Origin of the sequence: Rhodococcus sp. WWJCD1 (assembly GCF_002258735.1) — a bacterium.
In the GTDB taxonomy this organism is placed as follows: domain Bacteria; phylum Actinomycetota; class Actinomycetes; order Mycobacteriales; family Mycobacteriaceae; genus Rhodococcoides.
Map to the genome: position 1 here is coordinate 344,713 of NZ_NOXY01000020.1, position 18,901 is coordinate 363,613.

The 18,901-nt window shown below is 64.8% G+C and carries 16 protein-coding genes; 13 read left to right on the plus strand and 3 right to left on the minus strand.

Features of this window, described 5'->3' with window-relative positions:
- Window positions 1-56: 56 nt before the first annotated feature.
- Together CH286_RS13960 and CH286_RS13965 are read right to left on the minus strand one after the other, a co-directional pair.
- The gene (locus CH286_RS13960) at window positions 57-560 is read right to left on the minus strand and encodes a DUF2505 domain-containing protein (RefSeq protein ID WP_032380350.1); all 504 of its coding nucleotides are present in this window, start codon (window positions 558-560) and stop codon (window positions 57-59) included.
- An 11-nt stretch (window positions 561-571) separates the two neighbouring features.
- Window positions 572-1,081, minus strand: coding sequence for a DUF2505 domain-containing protein (locus CH286_RS13965; protein WP_094609487.1), 510 nt, complete (start codon window positions 1,079-1,081; stop codon window positions 572-574).
- 57 nt (window positions 1,082-1,138) lie between these two features.
- Here CH286_RS13965 and CH286_RS13970 point away from each other — a divergent pair, with 57 nt between their 5' ends.
- The 3 genes from CH286_RS13970 to CH286_RS13980 all read left to right on the plus strand — a co-directional run bounded on the left by CH286_RS13970 (window position 1,139) and on the right by CH286_RS13980 (window position 5,116).
- The gene (locus CH286_RS13970; protein WP_094609488.1) at window positions 1,139-2,155 is read left to right on the plus strand and encodes a UDP-N-acetylmuramate dehydrogenase; all 1,017 of its coding nucleotides are present in this window, start codon (window positions 1,139-1,141) and stop codon (window positions 2,153-2,155) included.
- A gap of 62 nt (window positions 2,156-2,217) precedes the next feature.
- Entirely contained in the window at window positions 2,218-3,768 is a 1,551-nt protein-coding gene (locus tag CH286_RS13975; RefSeq protein ID WP_094609489.1) for an MBL fold metallo-hydrolase, read from the plus strand.
- 73 nt (window positions 3,769-3,841) lie between these two features.
- Window positions 3,842-5,116, plus strand: coding sequence for a L,D-transpeptidase (locus CH286_RS13980; protein WP_052077470.1), 1,275 nt, complete (start codon window positions 3,842-3,844; stop codon window positions 5,114-5,116).
- 59 nt (window positions 5,117-5,175) lie between these two features.
- On the opposite strand, the gene CH286_RS13985 is transcribed toward CH286_RS13980, so the two are convergent.
- Complete coding sequence (locus tag CH286_RS13985; RefSeq protein WP_032380354.1) at window positions 5,176-5,931, minus strand: SDR family NAD(P)-dependent oxidoreductase; 756 nt, start codon at window positions 5,929-5,931, stop codon at window positions 5,176-5,178.
- Window positions 5,932-6,267: 336 nt separating this feature from the next.
- Here CH286_RS13985 and CH286_RS13990 point away from each other — a divergent pair, with 336 nt between their 5' ends.
- The 10 genes from CH286_RS13990 (at window position 6,268) to CH286_RS14035 (ending at window position 18,870) form a co-directional block, all read left to right on the plus strand.
- A complete protein-coding gene (locus tag CH286_RS13990; protein ID WP_176458238.1) occupies window positions 6,268-7,650 on the plus strand; it encodes an ROK family protein in 1,383 nt (460 codons plus the stop codon).
- Between the two features lie 11 nt (window positions 7,651-7,661).
- Complete coding sequence (locus CH286_RS13995) at window positions 7,662-8,576, plus strand: alpha/beta fold hydrolase (protein ID WP_255182651.1); 915 nt, start codon at window positions 7,662-7,664, stop codon at window positions 8,574-8,576.
- A 24-nt stretch (window positions 8,577-8,600) separates the two neighbouring features.
- Window positions 8,601-9,929: a D-inositol-3-phosphate glycosyltransferase gene (mshA, locus tag CH286_RS14000; protein ID WP_037148717.1), complete on the plus strand. Its 1,329-nt coding sequence runs from the start codon at window positions 8,601-8,603 to the stop codon at window positions 9,927-9,929.
- Window positions 9,926-10,423 (plus strand): YbjN domain-containing protein, encoded by a 498-nt coding sequence (locus tag CH286_RS14005; protein ID WP_032380356.1) that lies wholly within the window; start codon window positions 9,926-9,928, stop codon window positions 10,421-10,423. The genes mshA and CH286_RS14005 overlap by 4 nt, the downstream gene beginning before the upstream one ends.
- 58 nt (window positions 10,424-10,481) lie before the next feature.
- A complete protein-coding gene (locus tag CH286_RS14010; RefSeq protein ID WP_094609490.1) occupies window positions 10,482-11,972 on the plus strand; it encodes a nucleobase:cation symporter-2 family protein in 1,491 nt (496 codons plus the stop codon).
- A 75-nt stretch (window positions 11,973-12,047) separates the two neighbouring features.
- Window positions 12,048-13,139: a BMP family lipoprotein gene (locus tag CH286_RS14015; RefSeq protein ID WP_255182652.1), complete on the plus strand. Its 1,092-nt coding sequence runs from the start codon at window positions 12,048-12,050 to the stop codon at window positions 13,137-13,139.
- 22 nt (window positions 13,140-13,161) lie between these two features.
- Window positions 13,162-14,664, plus strand: coding sequence for an ABC transporter ATP-binding protein (locus tag CH286_RS14020; RefSeq protein WP_094609492.1), 1,503 nt, complete (start codon window positions 13,162-13,164; stop codon window positions 14,662-14,664).
- Window positions 14,657-15,913, plus strand: coding sequence for an ABC transporter permease (locus tag CH286_RS14025; protein ID WP_080734315.1), 1,257 nt, complete (start codon window positions 14,657-14,659; stop codon window positions 15,911-15,913). Before CH286_RS14020 ends, CH286_RS14025 begins: the two co-directional genes overlap by 8 nt.
- Window positions 15,910-17,178, plus strand: coding sequence for an ABC transporter permease (locus CH286_RS14030; RefSeq protein WP_094609493.1), 1,269 nt, complete (start codon window positions 15,910-15,912; stop codon window positions 17,176-17,178). The genes CH286_RS14025 and CH286_RS14030 overlap by 4 nt, the downstream gene beginning before the upstream one ends.
- 99 nt (window positions 17,179-17,277) lie before the next feature.
- Complete coding sequence (locus tag CH286_RS14035) at window positions 17,278-18,870, plus strand: 4-coumarate--CoA ligase family protein (RefSeq protein ID WP_094609494.1); 1,593 nt, start codon at window positions 17,278-17,280, stop codon at window positions 18,868-18,870.
- Window positions 18,871-18,901: the final 31 nt, after the last annotated feature.

The following is an 18,901-nucleotide window of genomic DNA, read 5'->3' on the forward strand; positions in this document are numbered from 1 at the left end:
ACCGATTGATGCCGGTGGTGCCGCGGGTGATGACGCCTTCAGGCCCCTTCAGTGGGCTAGGCGTTCTTTTCGAGCCAGTCGGCGGTCACTTCGCCTTCGCCGCGCCACAGGTCGATGAGGTTGACCAGCATGAGCTGCTCGAGCTTGCCGCCGATGAACGGCAGGAACACCTTGGCCTCCGAGGAGGTGCGCAGGGTCGAACCGCCGTTGGTGGGGAAGAGCGACGTGGTGCCCTTCAACGAACCCGGACCGGCCGGAATCGACGCGTCGTAGTGGCCCGCGGTGACTTCCTCGTACGCGTCGAAGTGCACGTTGCGGGTGATGACCATGTCTTTCTTCATCACCGTCTGCGCGATGTCGGGCAGTTCGGTGCGCGGGATGACGTGGTGCATCACGATGTCGATTCCGGCGTCGGACACCTCGAAGCTCTTCAGCTCGTTCTCCGAGTACTTACGCATCTCCTCGATGCGCGCGTCCCAGTGATCGCGACTGGACAGCGCTGCATAGACCTGCTGCGTCGAGTGGGTGAACCGGGCGGAGTAGTTCATTCGGCGAGCCATAGTGCGCCAGGCTAGCTGTTCGCCTGTGCGGCGATCCAGTTACCGGTGAAGTCCTGCTCGTTGTCGATGAGCGAGAGCACCTGCTCGCTGATCATCGATTCGATCTTCCCGCCGAAGATGGGGACCTTGACCTCGGTGGTGCCGGCCAGTGCGACGGTCGTCGTATCGCCTTTACCGTCGAGAGTGGTGGTGCCGGTGATGCGAGCCGGTGCCCCCTCCACGGTGGCTCCGAACGTGCCCGCGGCGTGGGTGCCGTCTAACGGTCCCCAGCTCTCGGTGCGTTCGATGATGAGGTCGCCCTTCTTGAAGGCGGTCACCGCGGACGGCAACTCCTCTTCGGGGACGGACTGGGTCATGACGACGTCGATGGTGCCGTCGCCGACGGTGACGCTCTTCAGGCTGGCACCGGGGCCGCCGATCTGCTCGATGCGGTCCTTCCAGTACTGCTCGGATGTCAGTGCGGCGTGGACCTTGTCGGCGGAGGCGGGCACAGTCGAGCTGTGCTCAATGGGGCGAGGCATCCCCGCAGGTTACCGGGTGACTCCAGCGCTCGTGCGCGACCGGTAGCGTGAGAGTCCGTGCCTACTGCAATTTCGGAGCTCACCACTATTCGAGTGGGCGGCCCGGCCCGTGAATTCTGTGTCGCGACGACCGGTGACGAGTTGGTTTCGCTGGTGCGCGACGCGGATCGGGCCGGAACCGACGTGCTGGTCGTCGGCGGTGGATCCAACCTGGTCGTCGGAGATGACGGGTTCGACGGTCGGGTGATTCAGGTGACCGGCTCGCGGCTGGACATCGACGGCGAGATCGTGACCGTCGATGCGGGCGTCGAGTGGGATGCCGTCGTGCAGGCGACGATCGATGCAGGTCTGTCCGGGATGGAAGCGCTGTCGGGCATTCCCGGAACCACCGGCGCGACGCCGATCCAGAACGTCGGCGCGTACGGCGCGTCGACGTCGGAGCTGTTGCACAGTCTCACCGTCTACGACCGGCAGACCGAGGAGACGGCGGTGTGGACGCCGGCGCAGTGCGGTTTCGGTACGCACCGGTCGTCGGTGTTCAAGCGATCCTCGCGGTACGTGATTCTGGACGTGACGTTCGCGCTGAAGAAGACGACCGAGTCTCTACCGGTGCGCTACGCGGCACTGTCGGAGCGTCTCGACGTGCAGATCGGCGACGTCGTACCGGTGCCGGACGTACGCGGCGCCGTACTGGCTCTGCGCGGCGAGCGGGGGATGGTGCTCGACGCGAGCGATCACGACACGTGGAGTGTCGGATCGTTCTTCCTCAACCCGGTACTGCCCGAGGTGCCCGAGGCCGCTGCGCACGCGCCCAGCTTTCCCGACCCCGCGGGAACCAAGATCCCGGCTGCCTGGCTGATCCAGAACGCAGGCTTCCCGCGCGGCTACGGCACCGAATTCGGGCGTGGCACCGCGGCATTGTCGTCGAAACACGTGTTGGCCATCACCAACAGAGGCGCGGCGACCGCGTCGGACATCATGGCGCTCGCCGCGCACGTGCGAGACGGTGTGCAGGAGAAGTTCGGCGTCACGCTCACGCCCGAGTGTGACCTCGTCAACTGCGCGCTGGGTTAGAGCCGCCCGAAACGGCGCATACGATGGAGCTTTGAAAAGCCCGGCTCGTAGGAGGTAAATCAGTGCAGGTCACCAGCGTGGGACATGCGGGATTCCATATTCGGACCGACGCCGGGAGCATCCTGTGCGATCCGTGGGTGAACCCGTCGTTCTACGCATCGTGGTTCCCGTTCCCCGACAACTCGGGCCTGGACTGGGACGAGTTGGGTGATTGCGATTACCTGTACGTCTCGCACCTGCACAAGGACCACTTCGATCCACGGAACCTGGCCGAGCACGTCAACAAGGACGCGACCGTGCTGCTGCCGGACTACCCGGTGCTCGACCTCAAGCACGAGCTCGAGAAGCTCGGCTTCCACAAGTTCTACGAGACGACGGACTCGGTCAAACACACGATCTCCGGCCCCAAGGGCGATCTCGACATCATGATCATTGCGCTGCGTGCACCAGCCGACGGTCCGATCGGCGACTCGGGCTTGGTCGTCTCCGACGGAAAGACCGTGGCGTTCAACATGAACGACGCACGGCCGGTGGACCTGGACGTGATGACCGAGAACTTCGGCCCCGTCGATGTGCACATGCTGCAGTACTCGGGCGCGATCTGGTACCCGATGGTCTACGACATGGTCTCGCGGGCGAAGAAGAACTTCGGCATCCAGAAGCGTCAGCGGCAGATGGATCGAGCGCGCCAGTACATCGAACAGGTCGGCTCCACCTGGGTGATTCCGTCGGCCGGCCCGCCGTGTTTCCTCGACGACGATCTGCGCTTCCTCAACGACGTCTACGGCGACCCGGCCAACGTGTTCCCGGACCAGATGGTGTTTCTCGAGCAGATGCGCCTGCACGGGCACGACAAGGGTCTGTTGATGATGCCGGGCACCGCCGCAACGTTCGACGGTTCCGAGCTGCTCTCGCACGAGCACCCCATTCCCACCGCCGAGGCGGAGGCCATCTTCACCACCGGCAAGGCCGAGTACATCGAGGCCTACGCCCAGCGTCAGGCATCGGTCATCGCGGCCGAGAAAGCCGGCTGGGCTCCGGCCGAGGGCGAGCCGCTGCTCGAGCCGTTGCGGGAGCTGTTCGAGCCGATCATGGCGCAGACGGACCTGATCTGCGACGGCATCGGCTACCCCGTCGGGATCACGATGGGCGACGAAATCGTCGTGCTGGACTTTCCGAAAAGAATTGTGCGAGAGCCGATCTCGGACGAAAAGTTCCGCTACAGCTTCACCATTCCGCCGGAACTGGTCCGCACCGCTGTGCGTGATCAGGAGCCCGATTGGGTGAACTCGATCTTCCTGTCCACCCGTTTCCGGGCCCGACGCGTCGGCGGTTACAACGAATTCCTGTACACGTTCTTCAAATGCCTTACCGACGAGCGCATCGCCTATGCCGACGGCTGGTTCTCCGAGGCACACGACGACACCGCCACGATCACGATGGGCGGCTACGAGATACAACGTCGCTGCCCACACCTGAAAGCGGACCTGACGAAGTTCGGCATCGTCGAGGGCAAGAAGCTCACCTGCAACCTGCACGGTTGGGACTGGAACCTCGAAACCGGCCGCTGCCTGACGTCGAAGGGCCACGAGCTCCGCACGCAGAAGCTCTGACTCTGCTGTGAGACTGCCCCCAAAATGACCCGGAAAAGTGGGGCAGTTCGCAGACGCAGGTACGTTGGATAACGTGCATGAGCAGGTAGAACAGACAAAACGGACGCGCGCGGTGTGGTTGATCGCCGTGCTCGTCGCCTTGGTGGCGTTGGTGGCAGGTTGCACCGTCGGATCCGGTGACGGAGGCTCGGGAGCTGCAGCCCCCACCACCGAGGCCGCGCCCGTTGCGAAGGTCACCGCGAACCCGGCCGACGGTGCCGTCGACATCAGCCCCGTCGCGCCCATCTCGGTCTCCGTGACCGACGGAACGCTCACCGACGTTGCGCTGACGAACCCCGAGGGCAAGGTCGTCCAGGGCGCACTCTCACCGGACAAGACCTCGTACGCCGTCACCGAACCGTTGGGGTACGGCGTCGAGTACACGTGGTCCGGCTCGGCTGTCGGCGGCGACAACAAGACCGTGCCCATCGAGGGTGCGTTCACCACCGTCGAACCGGACAGCCGAACCTCGGTGAGCACCAACATCGGCGACGGCCAGGAAGTCGGCATCGCCGCGCCGATCATCCTGCAGTTCGACTCGGCGATCGAGGACAAGGCGGCCGTCGAGAAAGCGTTGACGGTGACCACCAACCCGCCGACTCCCGGCGCATGGGCCTGGTTCCCCGACGACAACGGCTCACGCATCCACTGGCGTCCCACCAACTACTGGGCTCCCGGTACGACGGTGTCGGTGGTCGCGAAGCTCTACGGCGTGAACTACGGCGACGGCGCGTACGGAGCCGACGACGTCACCTTGAATTTCAGTATCGGACGCAGCCAGGTGGTCGTCGCCGACGCCACCAGCCACCGCATGCAGGTGGTCCGCGACGGCGCGACGATCATGGACATCCCCGTGAGCTACGGCGAGGGCAACGAGGACCGCAACGTCACCCGCAGCGGCATCCACGTCGTCACCGAGAAGCACGAGGATTTTCTGATGTCCAACCCGCCGTTCTACGAGAACGTGCGCGAACGCTGGGCCGTGCGCATCTCCAACAACGGTGAGTTCATCCACGCCAACCCGCTGACCACCGGCGTGCAGGGCGCGTCCAACGTCACCAACGGGTGTATCAACCTCTCCACCGAGGACGCACAGCAGTACTTCGGGACAGCGATGTACGGCGATCCGGTGGAGGTCACCGGCACCCGTATCGACTTGTCCGCAGCAGACGGTGACCTGTACGACTGGGCCATCGACTGGCCGACCTGGGAGTCGATGTCGGCGCTTCCTGCCGGCGGAGCAGCCGCAACCACGACCCCCGCGACCACGGCACCTGCAACGACAACGGCACCTGCGCCCACTGGGTAGAGCGCTACGCGCACGTGCATGGAAACTCGTAGCGCACTACGAGTTTCCATGCACATGGGCTACTTACGGGAGAAGCGCCCCGGACCGGCCTGATCGCGCGGCTTGATGATGATCTGATCGAGGTTGACGTGCGACGGGCGCGAGGCCACGAAGCCGATCACCTCCGCGATGTCGCTCGCCACCAACGGTGTGATGCCCTGGTAGACGGCGTCGGCCTTGGCGGCGTCACCGTCGAAGCGGACGAGCGAGAATTCGGTCTCCACGGCGCCGGGCGCAACCTCGGTCAACCGCACCGGCTTACCCAGCAGTTCGCCGCGTAGTGTCCGATGCAGCACGGCCTGAGCGTGTTTGGCGGAGGTGTACCCCGAGCCGTTGTCGTACGCCTCGAACGCAGCAACCGAGGTGATCGTGACGATGAGGCCGTCGCCGGAGTCGATCAGCTTGGGCAGCAACGATTTTGTGACCCGTAGCGTGCCGAGGACGTTGGTCTCCCACATCCAGCGCCAGTCGTCGAGGTCGGCGTCGATCACCGGAGCCAATCCCTTTGCGCCGCCTGCATTGTTGACCAGGACGTCGACGCGGGGGATCACCGCGGCGAAGGCCGCGACCGAATCCTCGTCCGTGACATCGAGTTCCAGGGCCGTACCGCCGATGTCCGACGCCAACTCCTCGAGCCGGTCGAGTCTGCGGGCACCGATCACCACGTGGAATCCGTCGGCGGCGAGTTGGCGGGCGGTGGCCGCGCCGATGCCGGAACTCGCTCCGGTGACGACGGCGATTCGGGTATCGGGTGCGATGTGTTCGGGCGAGGTCATGGGGAAATTCTAGTTCGGGAGAAACAGCGCTTCTGGACGGGCCCGATTGGACAATCGGGCTTCGAGTGCTAATTTTGGACTCATGTCCGCCAGCGAGACCACCGCGATGCGGGTCACCTATGTGACCGCGTCCCTCGGTTCTCGCTTGCCGCTCCCTCGGGAACTGTGTTGTCTCGGCCAAGGAACCTGTCTCTAGCCTTTTTGCGCTACGGGCAGTCGATCCGCGTGTCGTGGTCTTTCGTGACCACCGTGCTCGCCCCTTGACCTGCATCACTTCGCACCGTCGTCGTTGTTCATTTAGCGACGACGGTCTCCACTGCTGAGGATCCACGACGGATGTCCGTAACCACGCTGCACCACCACCACGCTCGCCCCGCTCTGCGCTCGCCCGGACGGGTCACCGCTCCCGCATCGCGCGTCCAACTCGTCGCACCCGATCTGCGGATCGTCGACAGCCCCGTGGCGTCGGTGCTGCGAGTGGCCTGCGTCGAAGGGCCCATCTCGCGCGACAGCGCAGCTCGCACAACAGGATTGAGTATCGCCACCGTCAATCGGCAGGTATCGGCTCTGCTCGGTGTCGGGCTGTTGCGCGAGCGTGCGGACCTGACGGCATCGGGAGCGATCGGACGGCCCCGGGTGCCGTTCGAGGTCAACCACGAACCGTTTTCGACGATCGGCATCCACATCGGTGCCGTCGTCACCGGCATCACCGTCAGCGACTTGCGCGGGCGCATCCTCGGCGCCGTCGAAATCCCCACGCCAGGTGGATCCCCCGACGCGGCGCTGGCTTCCGTCACCCGCAGCGCCGGTGCCTTTGCCGGACGCTGGCACCGCCGCACACCGCTGTGGGTCGGCGTAGCCATCGGCGGCCGTGTCGACACCGCGAACGGCACCGTCGACCACCCGCGACTGGGGTGGGAGAACGGCCGCGTCGCCGGCATCATCGGCGGCGGACTCGGCCTTCCCATCTCGGTGTCCGGGCACGTCGAGGCGATGGCAGCCTCGGAATTGTTGCTAGCACCTCGACTGTCGGACACCGCGGCAGCGCAGAGCACGAGCGGAACCTCTCTTTACTTCTACGCTCGCGAGACCGCAGGCATGGCTCTGACGATCGACGGCCGCGTCCACACCCCGGCGAGCGGCCCCGGGTCCATCGCCCACCTGCCCACCGGGTCGTCGGCGCTGTGCGGATGCGGTAATCGAGGCTGCCTCGAGGCCTCCGTCAGTGATCGAGCGGTGGTCGCTGCTGCCGTCGACCGCAAAATCATTCCGAGCGTAGCCCGCGGAGCGACCGATGTCGCTGCGAGCGTAGCCCGCGGAGCGACCGATGTCGCTGTGAGCGTAGCCCGCGGAGCGACCAATGTCGCTGCGCCGCAGCCACATCCGAGTATCGCCGCGGTGTACCAGGCAGCGCAGGGCGGTTCGGAGGCGGCGCGCGAACTGCTGGTCGAGCGCGCTCGGATACTGGGTCGGACGGTGGCGCTGCTGCGCGACATGTTCAATCCGGATCGCGTCGTACTCGGGGGCCAGGCGTTCACCGCGTACCCGGCCGGAATCCCGCACGTGGGCGAGGCATTCACCGCGCATTCGACGCTGGCACGCCGGGATATTCGCGTCACCGGATTCGGCGACCGGGTGCAGGAATACGCCGCGACGGTGGTCTCTCTCAGCTCCCTGTACTCCGATCCGCTCGCGTCGATGCGCAGAGCTGCCGCGTAGGTTCACCTACCATGAGCACCCCTGCAGCAGGACCGGTTCGCCAGGCCACCGGGATCGACGGAGCCAACATCGTCTACCGCGTCAGCGGTGACCCCGAGGCGAGGCCACTGGTTCTGCTGCACGGGTGGGCGCAGAGCTCGGCGTGCTGGGGCGAGGGACTGTTGGAGAACTTGGCCGAGCGGTACCGCGTTGTCGCCGTCGACCTGCGGGGTCACGGCTACTCCGACGCCCCCGCGGCGGGGTACGACGACTCGAAGATCTGGGCCGGGGACGTCGAGGCGGTGCTTGCTGCAGAGGGCATCACCGCCGACGCAGTGCTCCTGGGCTGGTCCTACGGCGGTCTGGTGATCTGTGACTACCTTGCCGAACACGGATCCGGCGCGGTGGCGGGCATCGTGCTCGTCGGCGCGATCACCAGCATCGGCAGGGGAGAGGCAGGCGGACGCGTGGGGACGGCCATGCGGGCGGCGATCCCCGGTGCGATGGCCGAGGAGCCCCGCGTAGCCATCAAGGCGCTCGGTAGCTTCGGCAACGCATTGACCGGGCCGGTGGAAGGAAAGGGGACGGAAGCACAGGCGCTGTTCGGGTTGACCCTGTCCACCCGGCCGCGAGTGCGCGCCGCCCTGTTCGATCGTGCCGTCGGGCACGATGACCTGCTCCGCAGCCTCGATGTGCCTGCATTCGTGCTGCACGGCACCGCGGACACCGTCGTCGACGTCTCCGCCGGGCGTCATGCAGCGGAGCTGATACCCACGGCCGTGGCGTCGTACTGGGAGGGCGTGGATCACGGACCGTTCGTGGCCGATCCGCAGCGCTTCCTCACCGAGGTGACCGAGTTTCTCGACAGCCTGGGTCGTTCCGCAGGCTGCACTCCCGGATGGTCTGAGTCTGCCCGGTCGTCTGAAGGGGTAGTTATCGAGACGTAATGTGGAGGCGTGCACACTGAGGGAGTGACTGGACACCAGCTGAGCAGGGTCGCTGTGTTGTCCTTGCATACGTCCCCACTGGCGCAGCCCGGAACGGGTGACGCGGGTGGCATGAACGTCTACGTGTTGCAGAGCGCCAAAGAGCTGGCCAAGCGGGGTGTGGAGGTCGAGATCTTCACCCGGGCCACGGCGTCCACCGATGCTCCCGTCGTCGAGGCAGCACCCGGAGTGCTGGTCCGCAACATCGTCGCCGGCCCGTTCGAGGGGCTGGACAAACACGACCTGCCCACCCAGCTGTGCGCGTTCGCGGCCGGGGTTCTGCGTGAGGAAGCCCGGCACGAGCCCGGGTACTACGACCTGGTGCACTCGCACTACTGGCTCTCGGGTCAGGTGGGCTGGCTCGCGCGCGATCGCTGGGGAGTGCCGCTGGTACACACCGCGCACACCCTCGCCGCTGTCAAGAACGCCTCGTTGGCGCATGGTGACTCACCGGAGCCTGCGGCGCGCCAGATCGGCGAGCAGCAAGTGGTGGCGGAGGCAGACCGGCTGATCGCCAACACAACCGAGGAAGCGAAGTCCCTCGTCGAGATCTACGGGGCTTCGCAGGACTCGATCGACGTGGTTGCGCCGGGAGCCGATCTGGCGCAATACAATCCGGGGGACAAGCTCGCGGCCCGCACCGAGCTGGGTCTGAACCCCGACGAGTCGATCGTCGCATTCGTCGGACGCATCCAACCGCTCAAGGCTCCGGACGTGCTCATCGCCGCGGCCGCCGAAGTGCTGCAGCGAGATCCGTCGTCGCCACTACGGGTCCTCATCGTCGGCGGGCCGTCGGGCAGCGGGTTGGATCGACCCGACAGCCTCATCGATCTGGCCGAGAGTCTCGGGATCACCCCGCGGGTGACGTTCATGCCGCCGCAACCGTCGTCACGTCTGGCACAGGTCTACCGCGCCGCGGATGTCGTTGCGGTGCCGAGTTACAACGAATCGTTCGGGCTGGTCGCGATCGAAGCCCAGGCGTGCGGAACGCCGGTGTTGGCAGCCGATGTGGGCGGTCTCGGCGTGGCCGTGCGATCGGGCGAGACCGGCCGTCTGGTGCAGGGCCACCGCACCGAGGACTGGGCCGATGCGCTCGCGTCCATGCTCTCGGATCGAACTACATTGGCGGACATGGCAAGTGCGGCACCTCGGCATGCCGAAAACTTTTCGTGGGAGCACACCGCGGACGGTCTCATCGAGAGTTACCGTCAGGCCAAATTCCATTTCGACCGCGGTGAGGCACCGAGCGAGTTCTCGCCGCGACGGGTCCGAGGATTGTCGAAACTACGCAGATCAGGAGCTGTGACTGCATGAGCGAGACCGCCGAACTGATCGACCGGGTCCTGAAGGATCGCGAACTGGACTACACGCGGCGCGGCGAAGTGTTCACCGTCGAACTGCCCGGTGAACGCAAACTGAAGACGACGACGATGTTGACCGTCGGACACCACGGGGTGCGCATCGAGGCGTTCGTCTGCCGCAAGCCCGACGAGAACTTCGAGGGCGTCTACAAGTACCTGCTGCGTCGAAACCGTCGGCTGTACGGGGTGCACTACACCATCGACAAGGTCGGCGATATCTACCTCGTAGGGCGAATGTCGTTGCGGGCTGTCGACGGTGACGAACTCGATCGGATCTTCGGTCAGACCCTCGAGGCCGCCGACGGCGACTTCAACGTGCTGCTCGAACTGGGATTCGCGGAGTCCATCAAACGTGAATGGGCATGGCGGGTCTCGCGTGGCGAATCGTTGGCGAACCTGAAGGCGTTCGAGCATCTGGTGGGAGCAGACAAGGCCGAGCAAGCGTAACTCGCTCGAAATGGGTCGGTGTCGCTGCCCGTAACGTCCGGTTCATAGCCTGACTCTCATGACCAGGCCCGAGGACGCCCGCCCGCCGGTGCTGCAGATGTTCGGTTACGGTCTGCAGCACATTCTCTCGATGTTCGGTGGCGTCATTGCCGTACCGATCATCGTCGGTGGAGCGGCCGGGCTGTCCGGTGCCGACCAAGCCCTGCTGATTTCGTGCGCGCTGTTCGTCAGTGGCGTGGCCACCGTCCTGCAGACCATCGGTATCCCGTTCTTCGGCTCGCAACTGCCGCTGGTGCAGGGCATTTCGTTTGCTTCGGTCTCGACGGTGCTGACGATCATCGGCAGTGCGGAAGACGGCCGAACCGGATTGCGCACGGTCCTCGGTGCCGTTCTGGTGGCCGCGCTGATCGGGTTGGCCATCGCGCCGTTCTTCTCGAAGATCATTCGTTTCTTTCCACCGCTGGTGACCGGCAGCATCATCACCGTCATCGGACTGTCCCTGATGCCGGTCGCCGCGCGGTGGATCACCGGCCAGGAAATGGTGGGCGGTGCCCCGAACCCGAACTATCTCGATCCCGCCAATATCGGGCTGGCGATGTTCACCCTGCTCGCCGTGCTGGTGATGACCAAGATTCCTGGCCTGTCGCGGCTGTCGATTCTGCTCGGACTCGTCGTCGGCACCATCGCAGCACTGATCGTCGGCAAAACCGACTTCGACGGTGTCGGTGACGCGTCCGTGGCGGCCGTACCGACGCCGTTCGCGTTCGGGTCACCGATCTTCGCCGTCGGTGCGATCGTCTCGATGACCATCGTGATCCTGGTGATCATGGTCGAGACCACGGCCGACATCCTCGCCGTCGGTGAGGTCGTCGGAACCGACGTCGACTCCAAGCGCGTCGGTGACGGACTGCGCGCCGACATGGTGTCCTCTGCCGTCGCCCCGATCTTCAACACGTTCCCGGCGACGGCCTTCGCGCAGAACGTGGGTCTGGTGGCGATGACCGGCATCAAGAGCCGCTTCGTCGTGGCGGTGGGTGGCGGCGTGCTTGCGCTGCTGGGCCTTTCGCCGGTTCTTGCCGCAGTCGTCGGTGTCGTCCCGCTGCCGGTACTCGGAGGGGCAGGCATCGCTCTGTTCGGAACCGTCGCCGCCAGCGGCATCCGGACCCTCGGCAAGGTGAACTACGACAACAACTCCAATGTGGTCATCGTGGCGGTGACCTTGGCGTTCGGCCTCATTCCCGTTGTCGCGAGCGACTTCTGGGACGAATTTCCGGACTGGTTCGTCACCATCTTCCATTCCGGAATCAGTGCCGCCAGCATCGTGGCGGTGGTCCTCAACGTATTCTTCAACGTATTCAGACCCGGTACGCCGCCGAACCCATCGGTGGTGGCAGCGGGGCCGGCAGTGATGGTGCGTGAGGACGAAGCACGAATACTCCGCGAAGGCGGCAGCTTGCCCGACAAGGCCGAGCCCGACAAGGCTGTGCCGAACAAGGCTGCATCCGATAAGGCTGCATCCGATAAGGCTGCATCCGACAACGACACCTGAGTGAAATCCTGCGCACCCTCGCCCGCGCGAGTAGCGTCCCGAACCAGACGAAGCACATCTAAATTGGAGGACATCTTGTCATTCGTTACCCGCACGAGTACGCGGAAGGCAGCACTCGGCGGCGTCGCGTCGCTCGGTGCCATCGCCCTGATCGCAGGCTGTGGATCCGCTCCCGAGGACGAAGGATCGAGTGGAGGCGGATCCGGTGACTTCCTGCCCTGCATGGTTTCCGACAGCGGCGGATTCGACGACAAGTCGTTCAACCAGCTCGGGTTCGAGGGTTTGACCGAAGCCTCCCAGGAGCTCGGCGTCGAGCCGCGCACCGTCGAGTCCGCGTCACCCACCGACTACGCCCCCAACATCAACAACCTTGTCGATCAGGGCTGCAACCTCATCGTCACCGTCGGATTCGATCTGGCCGACGCCACCAAGGTGGCAGCCGAGGCCAACTCCGACATCGATTTCGCGATCATCGACGACTCGACTATCGACCTGCCGAACGTCAAGCCGCTGACCTACGACGCTTCGCAGTCGGCTTTCCTCGCCGGTTACGCGGCCGCGAGCTACAGCACCACCGGAGTGGTCGGCACGTTCGGCGGCTCCCAGCTGCCGACCGTCACCATCTTCATGGACGGCTTCGCCGACGGCGTGAACTACTTCAACGAGCAGAAGGGCAAGGCGGTCCGCGTCATCGGCTGGGACGTGCCCTCGCAGAACGGCTCGTTCACCGGTGGATTCACCGCCAACGAAGTTGCCAAGAACACCGCTCAGGGTCTGATCGACCAGAACGCCGACGTCATCTTTCCGGTCGGTGGACCCATCTATCAGAGTGCGGCGCAGGCCATTCGGGACTCCTCGCGTCCGGTCGCCCTCATCGGTGCCGACGCCGACGTCTTCGAATCCGACCCCTCGGTCGGCGACCTGTTGCTCACCTCTGTGACCAAGGGCCTCAAGACCAGCGTCGACGAGGTGGTGGCCAACTCCGGTGCAAACAAGTTCGACAACGCTCCCTACGTGGGCACCCTGGAGAACGACGGCGTCGGCATCGCACCGTTCCACGACTTCGAGTCCAAGGTCGACCCCGCACTGCAGGGCGAGCTGGATACGATCAAGGCCGGCATCGTCGACGGGTCCATCACCGTCGAGTCGCCGTCGGCACCCAAGTAGCAGCAAGCGGTCGTAAAGGGATATGAAGCTCGAACTTCGCGGTATCACCAAACGATTCGGCTCGTTGATCGCCAACGACCACATCGATCTGAGCGTCGAATCCGGCGAGATCCACTGCCTCCTCGGCGAGAACGGTGCAGGCAAGTCCACGTTGATGAACGTGCTCAGTGGCCTGTATCGCGCCGAGGAGGGCCAGATTCTGCTCGACGACGTCGAGCAGAACTTCGCCGGTCCGGGCGAGGCGATGACCGCCGGCATCGGCATGGTGCATCAGCACTTCATGCTGATACCGGTGTTCACCGTGGCCGAGAACATCGTGCTCGGCAACGAAACCACCTCGCTCGGTGGACGACTCGATCTCGTGGCAGCACGAAAGCTGGTACGAGAGATCTCCGCGAGGTTCGGCTTCGATCTCGATCCCGATGCTCTCGTCGACGACCTACCCGTCGGCGTGCAGCAGCGGGTGGAGATCGTCAAAGCACTCTCTCGTGAGGCCAAGGTGCTCGTGTTCGACGAGCCGACGGCCGTCCTGACGCCGCAGGAAACCGACGATCTGATGCGGATCATGCGCGAGCTCGCGGCGTCGGGCACCACCATCGTCTTCATCACCCACAAGCTGCGCGAAGTGCGCGAAGTGGCGGACAAGATCACCGTCATCCGGCTCGGCAAGGTGGTCGGCGAAGCGAAACCGACCGCCTCCAACACCGAACTCGCGGCCATGATGGTGGGACGCGATGTGCAGCTGACGGTCTCGAAGGATCCCGCTTCTCCTGGAGAGCCGGCGCTGGTCATCGAGAATCTGTCGGTGTTCGACGCCCAGGGCAACAAGACCGTCGACGACGTCAGCCTCGAGGTCGCGGCGGGGGAGATCCTCGCCGTCGCCGGAGTGCAGGGCAACGGGCAGACCGAATTCGTCGAGGCTCTACTCGGGTTGCAGGACAACGTGTCCGGAAAGATCAGCCTCGACGGTCGTTCGCTGGTCGGATCGACGGTGCAGGACGTGCTCGACGCCGGTGTCGGCTTCGTGCCGGAGGACCGTACCGTCGACGGTTTGGTGGGCGAGTTCTCGATTGCGGAGAATCTGATGCTCGATCGCTCGAACAGCATGCCGTTCGTGCGGCGCGGAGCGGTGCAGCGCGACTATCTGGAGAAGTTCGCAGCGGAGAAGTTGAGCGAATTCGATGTGCGGGCACCGGGAATCGGGACCGCCGTCGGACGCCTGTCCGGTGGTAACCAGCAGAAGGTGGTGCTCGCTCGCGAACTGAGCCGCGACCTGCGGCTGTTCGTCGCGGCCCAGCCGACTCGCGGAATCGACGTCGGGTCCATCGAATTCGTGCACAAGCGCATCGTCGCCACTCGGGATTCGGGGATCCCGGTCATCGTGGTCTCGAGCGAACTGGATGAGGTCGCCGCACTGGCCGACCGCATCGCCGTCATGTATCGAGGAGCAATCGTGGGAATCGTCCCCGGGGATACGTCCCGCGAAACACTCGGATTGATGATGGGCGGTGAGCGTGGTGAGTGAGACCCAGCAGCCCCCGGCAGCTCCGCCGCCTCCGACACCTCCGCAGCCGTCCGCGTCACATGTAGTGCTCCGGCAGATCTTCACCGGCAGTGCCATCATCTCGGTTCTCGCCGTACTGCTCGCGCTGATCGTCGGTGCCGTGCTCATCGCCGCCACCAACACCGGCGTCCAGGAGTCGGCAGGCTACTTCTTCTCGCGTCCCTCGGACATGCTGAAGGCCATCTGGGATTCCGTTGCCGGCGCGTACTCGTCGTTGTTCCAGGGCTCGGTGTACAACTTCCGTCGGCCCGGATTCGAGAACGGCATCCGGCCACTGACCGAGACTCTGACGTTCGCCACTCCTTTGATCGTCGCGGGACTCGGTGTGGCCCTTGCCTTCCGCGTCGGCATGTTCAACATCGGTGGACGAGGCCAGATGCTCATCGCCGCCGCGTGTGCGGGCTGGGTCGGATTCGGGGTGAGCCTGCCGGCCGGACTGCACCTGCTGGTCGCCGTCGTCGCGGGTGTACTCGGCGGCGCGGTATGGGGCGGAATCGCCGGATTCCTGAAGGCGCGCACCGGCGCTCACGAGGTGATCGTCACCATCATGCTCAACTACATCGCGTTCTACCTCGTCGCGTACCTACTTCGTACCCCCGGTGCCCTGCAGGCTCCGGGATCCAATAATCCCAAGACCGCTCCTATCGCGTCGACCGCAGTGTTCCCCAAGCTGTTCGGCGACCGGTACAGCCTGCACCTCGGTTTCGTTCTGGTGATCCTCGTGACCGTTGCGGTGTGGTGGCTGCTCGAGCGATCCAGCCTCGGATTCCGCTTCCGGGCAGTGGGCGAGAACCCACACGCCTCACGGGTGGCCGGTATGAACGTCAACCGGATCTACCTCTACGCCATGATCATGTCCGGTGCGCTCGTCGGCCTTGCCGGAGTTGCTCAAGTCCTGGGCACCGTTACCACCGGCTTCAGCGCCGACATCGATGCGGGGATCGGATTCGACGCCATCACCGTCGCACTGCTCGGCCGATCGAAACCGTGGGGCGTGTTCTTCGCGGGAATCCTGTTCGGCGCGTTCAAAGCCGGCGGGTTCGCCATGCAGGCGGCCGAGGGCGTACCGATCGACATCGTGCTCGTCGTGCAATCGGTGATCGTGCTGTTCATCGCTGCGCCGCCACTGGTGCGAGCGGTGTTCCGATTACCGAAACCGGGCGAAGAGAAACTGGCGAAGGCCGAGACCGCGAAGGTGGGTGCACTGTGACCGCCCCCGTCGTCGCCCCCGCCGAGGCAGTACTCGGTCGCAGCTGGAAGGTGCCGTCGATCCTCGGGGTCGTGACGTTGCTCGCTCTGGTGCTGTTCGTTGTCAAGAAAGGTTCGGGCACAAGCACATTCGCGTTGGCATCGGAGGGCGACTTCTTCGCACTGCCGGCCGTGGGTGTGCCGTCGTACGGCACCGGGCTGATCGTGGTCGTGTTGTTGGCCGTCATCACCGGCTACGCGGCGCTGCTGGCCTCGCGATACCGATCGACGCCTCTGTGGTTGCTCGCGGTGTTCGCGGTGTTGTTCGTGTTCGGCTTTCTCGCGTGGGCAGCCGACGGTGAGACCATTCCGGTGCCCGGTTTGCTCATCGGCGCAGTCGCTCTGAGCACACCGCTGATCTTCGGCGCGATGGGTGGGGTGATCTCCGAGCGGGTCGGTGTCATCAACATCGCCATCGAAGGCCAGTTGCTCGCAGGCGCTTTCGTCAGCGCCGTTGTCGCGTCGATCACCGGGTCCACCTACGTGGCGCTGCTCGCGGCTCTGGTGGCCGGCGCAGTGACCGCGTCGCTGCTGGCAGTGTTCTCGATTCGCTACTTCGTCAATCAGGTCATCGTGGGTGTGGTGCTCAACGTCCTGGTCGTCGGACTGACCAGCTTCCTGTACTCGGTGGTGCTCACCAAGAACGCCGAGACGCTCAATTCGCCACCGCGCTTCGCGCGCATCGACATTCCGGTGCTCTCGCAGATTCCGATCGTCGGGCCGGTGCTGTTTCGACAGACGCTGATCGTGTACCTGATGTATATCGCCGTGGCGCTCGTGTTCTTCGGCCTGTTCCACACCAAGTGGGGTCTGCGACTGCGCGCCGTCGGTGAGCATCCGCAAGCCGCCGACACCGTCGGAATCAACGTTGCTCGAACGCGATTCTGGAACGTCTGCCTCGCCGGTGCCATTGCCGGACTCGGCGGTGCGTACTTCACGCTCGGTTCCGTCGGAGCCTTCGGCAAGGAAATGACTGCCGGTGCCGGCTACATCGCACTCGCCGCGGTCATCTTCGGGCGGTGGGATCCCGTGCGCGCGACGTTGGCCGCACTGCTGTTCGGATTCGCGTCGAATCTGCAGAACGTGCTGGGCATCATCGGGTCTCCGGTGCCGAGCGAATTCATGTTGATGCTGCCCTACGTGGTGACCATCTTCGCCGTCGCCGGGCTGGTGGGCCACGTGCGAGGACCGGCAGCAGCGGGCAAACCGTATGCGTCCCGAAGTTAGCGGACGCCCTACCTGACTCAGCGGTAGGGTCGCTGTCCGATGTGACCGCTTTCACTGTAAGGTTCGATCATTGTTGCCGCAGTTTTTCGAAGGAGAGCCATGAGCTTCCGCAGTCCCTTTCCCGACGTCGAGATCCCGAATCTGAGCGTCTACGACTTCCTGTTCGGGTCGATCGCCGAGTCCGATCTGGACAAGCCTGCTCTCATCGACGGCACCTCGGGTGACGTCACCACTTACAAGACCTTGATCGGCCAGGTCGACGCCATTGCAGGTGCGCTCGCTGCGCGCGGGCTCGAGGTCGGTGATGTCGTCGGACTGCATTCGCCGAACGTCCCCGCGTTCGCGTCGGTGCTGCACGGCATCCTGCGCGCAGGCGGAACGGCGACGACGATCAACGCTCTGTACACGGCCGAGGACATCGCCAAGCAGCTCACCGGATCCGGCGCGAAGTTCCTGTTCACCGTCTCGCCGCTGTACCCGCAGGCGAAGGCGGCCGCGGACAAGGTCGGCATCGATGCCGATCACGTCATCGTGCTGGACGGTGCCGAGGGGCATCCGAATCTGCGCGATCTGCTGACCCAGGGCGCGCCTGCCCCCGAGGTCTCGTTCGATCCGGCCACGCATGTTGCGGTGCTGCCGTACTCCTCCGGTACGACGGGTGTGCCGAAGGGCGTCATCCTCACGCACCGCAATCTTGTCGCGAACGTCGCACAGATGGAACCGCGGGTGGGCATCGACAGCGATGACGCGATCCTGGCGCTGCTGCCGTTCTTCCACATCTACGGCCTGACCGTGTTGCTCAACATCGCGCTGAAGCTGCGCGCACACCTGGTGACGATGCCGAAGTTCGACCTCGTCGAATTCCTGCGCATCATCCAGGACCAGAAGCTGACGTATCTGTTCATCGCACCGCCGGTGGCCGTCGCGCTCGCCAAGCACCCGATGATCGACCAGTACGACCTGTCCAGCGTCCACACCATCTTCTCGGGTGCCGCACCGCTGGACGAGGAGCTCGGCAAGGCCGTCGCCAAGCGCTTGAACACGCGGGTGCGCCAGGGCTACGGCATGAGTGAGCTCAGCCCGGTCAGCCACGCCATCCCGTTCGACCGCGACGACATGCCGCTGAGCTCGGTGGGCCAGCCCCTGGCCAACACCGAGAACAAGCTCGTCGACCCGGCCACGGGCGACGAAATCGAGCTTCCCACAGAGGGATTGAGCAAGCCGGGCGAGCTGTGGGTCAAGGGACCGAACGTGATGGTCGGTTACCTGAACAACCCTTCCGCCACCGCCGAGACCCTCGACTCAGACGGTTACCTGCACACCGGCGACATCGCTGTCGCGGACCACGAAGGCGTCGTCTACATCGTCGACCGCCTCAAGGAACTGATCAAGTACAAGGGTTACCAGGTGCCGCCGGCCGAGCTCGAGGCCCTGCTGCTCACGCACGAGGAAATCGCCGACGCTGCCGTCATCGGTGTGCTCGACGACGAGGGCGAAGAAATCCCCAAGGCATTCGTCGTGCGCCAGCAGGGTGCCACGATCGACGAGGACGGCATCATCGCGTTCGTCGCCGAGCGCGTCTCCCCGCACAAGAAGGTTCGACGCGTCGAATTCATCGACACCGTTCCGAAGTCTGCGGCAGGCAAGATTCTCCGCAAGGACTTGCGGGCGTCGGAAGCTGCAGGCAAGTAACTCGTTCTTCTGCACGACCCAGCGCACCCTC

Excerpts from the sequence above, each read along its gene's own strand:
- CH286_RS14035 (WP_094609494.1), top strand. The coding sequence starts at position 17,278 with ATGAGCTTCCGCAGTCCCTTTCCCGACGTCGAGATCCCGAATCTGAGC.
- CH286_RS13995 (WP_255182651.1), top strand. The coding sequence starts at position 7,662 with ATGAGCACCCCTGCAGCAGGACCGGTTCGCCAGGCCACCGGGATCGAC.
- CH286_RS13960 (WP_032380350.1), bottom strand. The coding sequence starts at position 560 with ATGGCTCGCCGAATGAACTACTCCGCCCGGTTCACCCACTCGACGCAG.
- CH286_RS13985 (WP_032380354.1), bottom strand. The coding sequence starts at position 5,931 with ATGACCTCGCCCGAACACATCGCACCCGATACCCGAATCGCCGTCGTC.
- CH286_RS14005 (WP_032380356.1), top strand. The coding sequence starts at position 9,926 with ATGAGCGAGACCGCCGAACTGATCGACCGGGTCCTGAAGGATCGCGAA.
- CH286_RS13990 (WP_176458238.1), top strand. The coding sequence starts at position 6,268 with ATGTCCGTAACCACGCTGCACCACCACCACGCTCGCCCCGCTCTGCGC.
- CH286_RS14020 (WP_094609492.1), top strand. The coding sequence starts at position 13,162 with ATGAAGCTCGAACTTCGCGGTATCACCAAACGATTCGGCTCGTTGATC.
- CH286_RS14010 (WP_094609490.1), top strand. The coding sequence starts at position 10,482 with ATGACCAGGCCCGAGGACGCCCGCCCGCCGGTGCTGCAGATGTTCGGT.
- CH286_RS13965 (WP_094609487.1), bottom strand. The coding sequence starts at position 1,081 with ATGCCTCGCCCCATTGAGCACAGCTCGACTGTGCCCGCCTCCGCCGAC.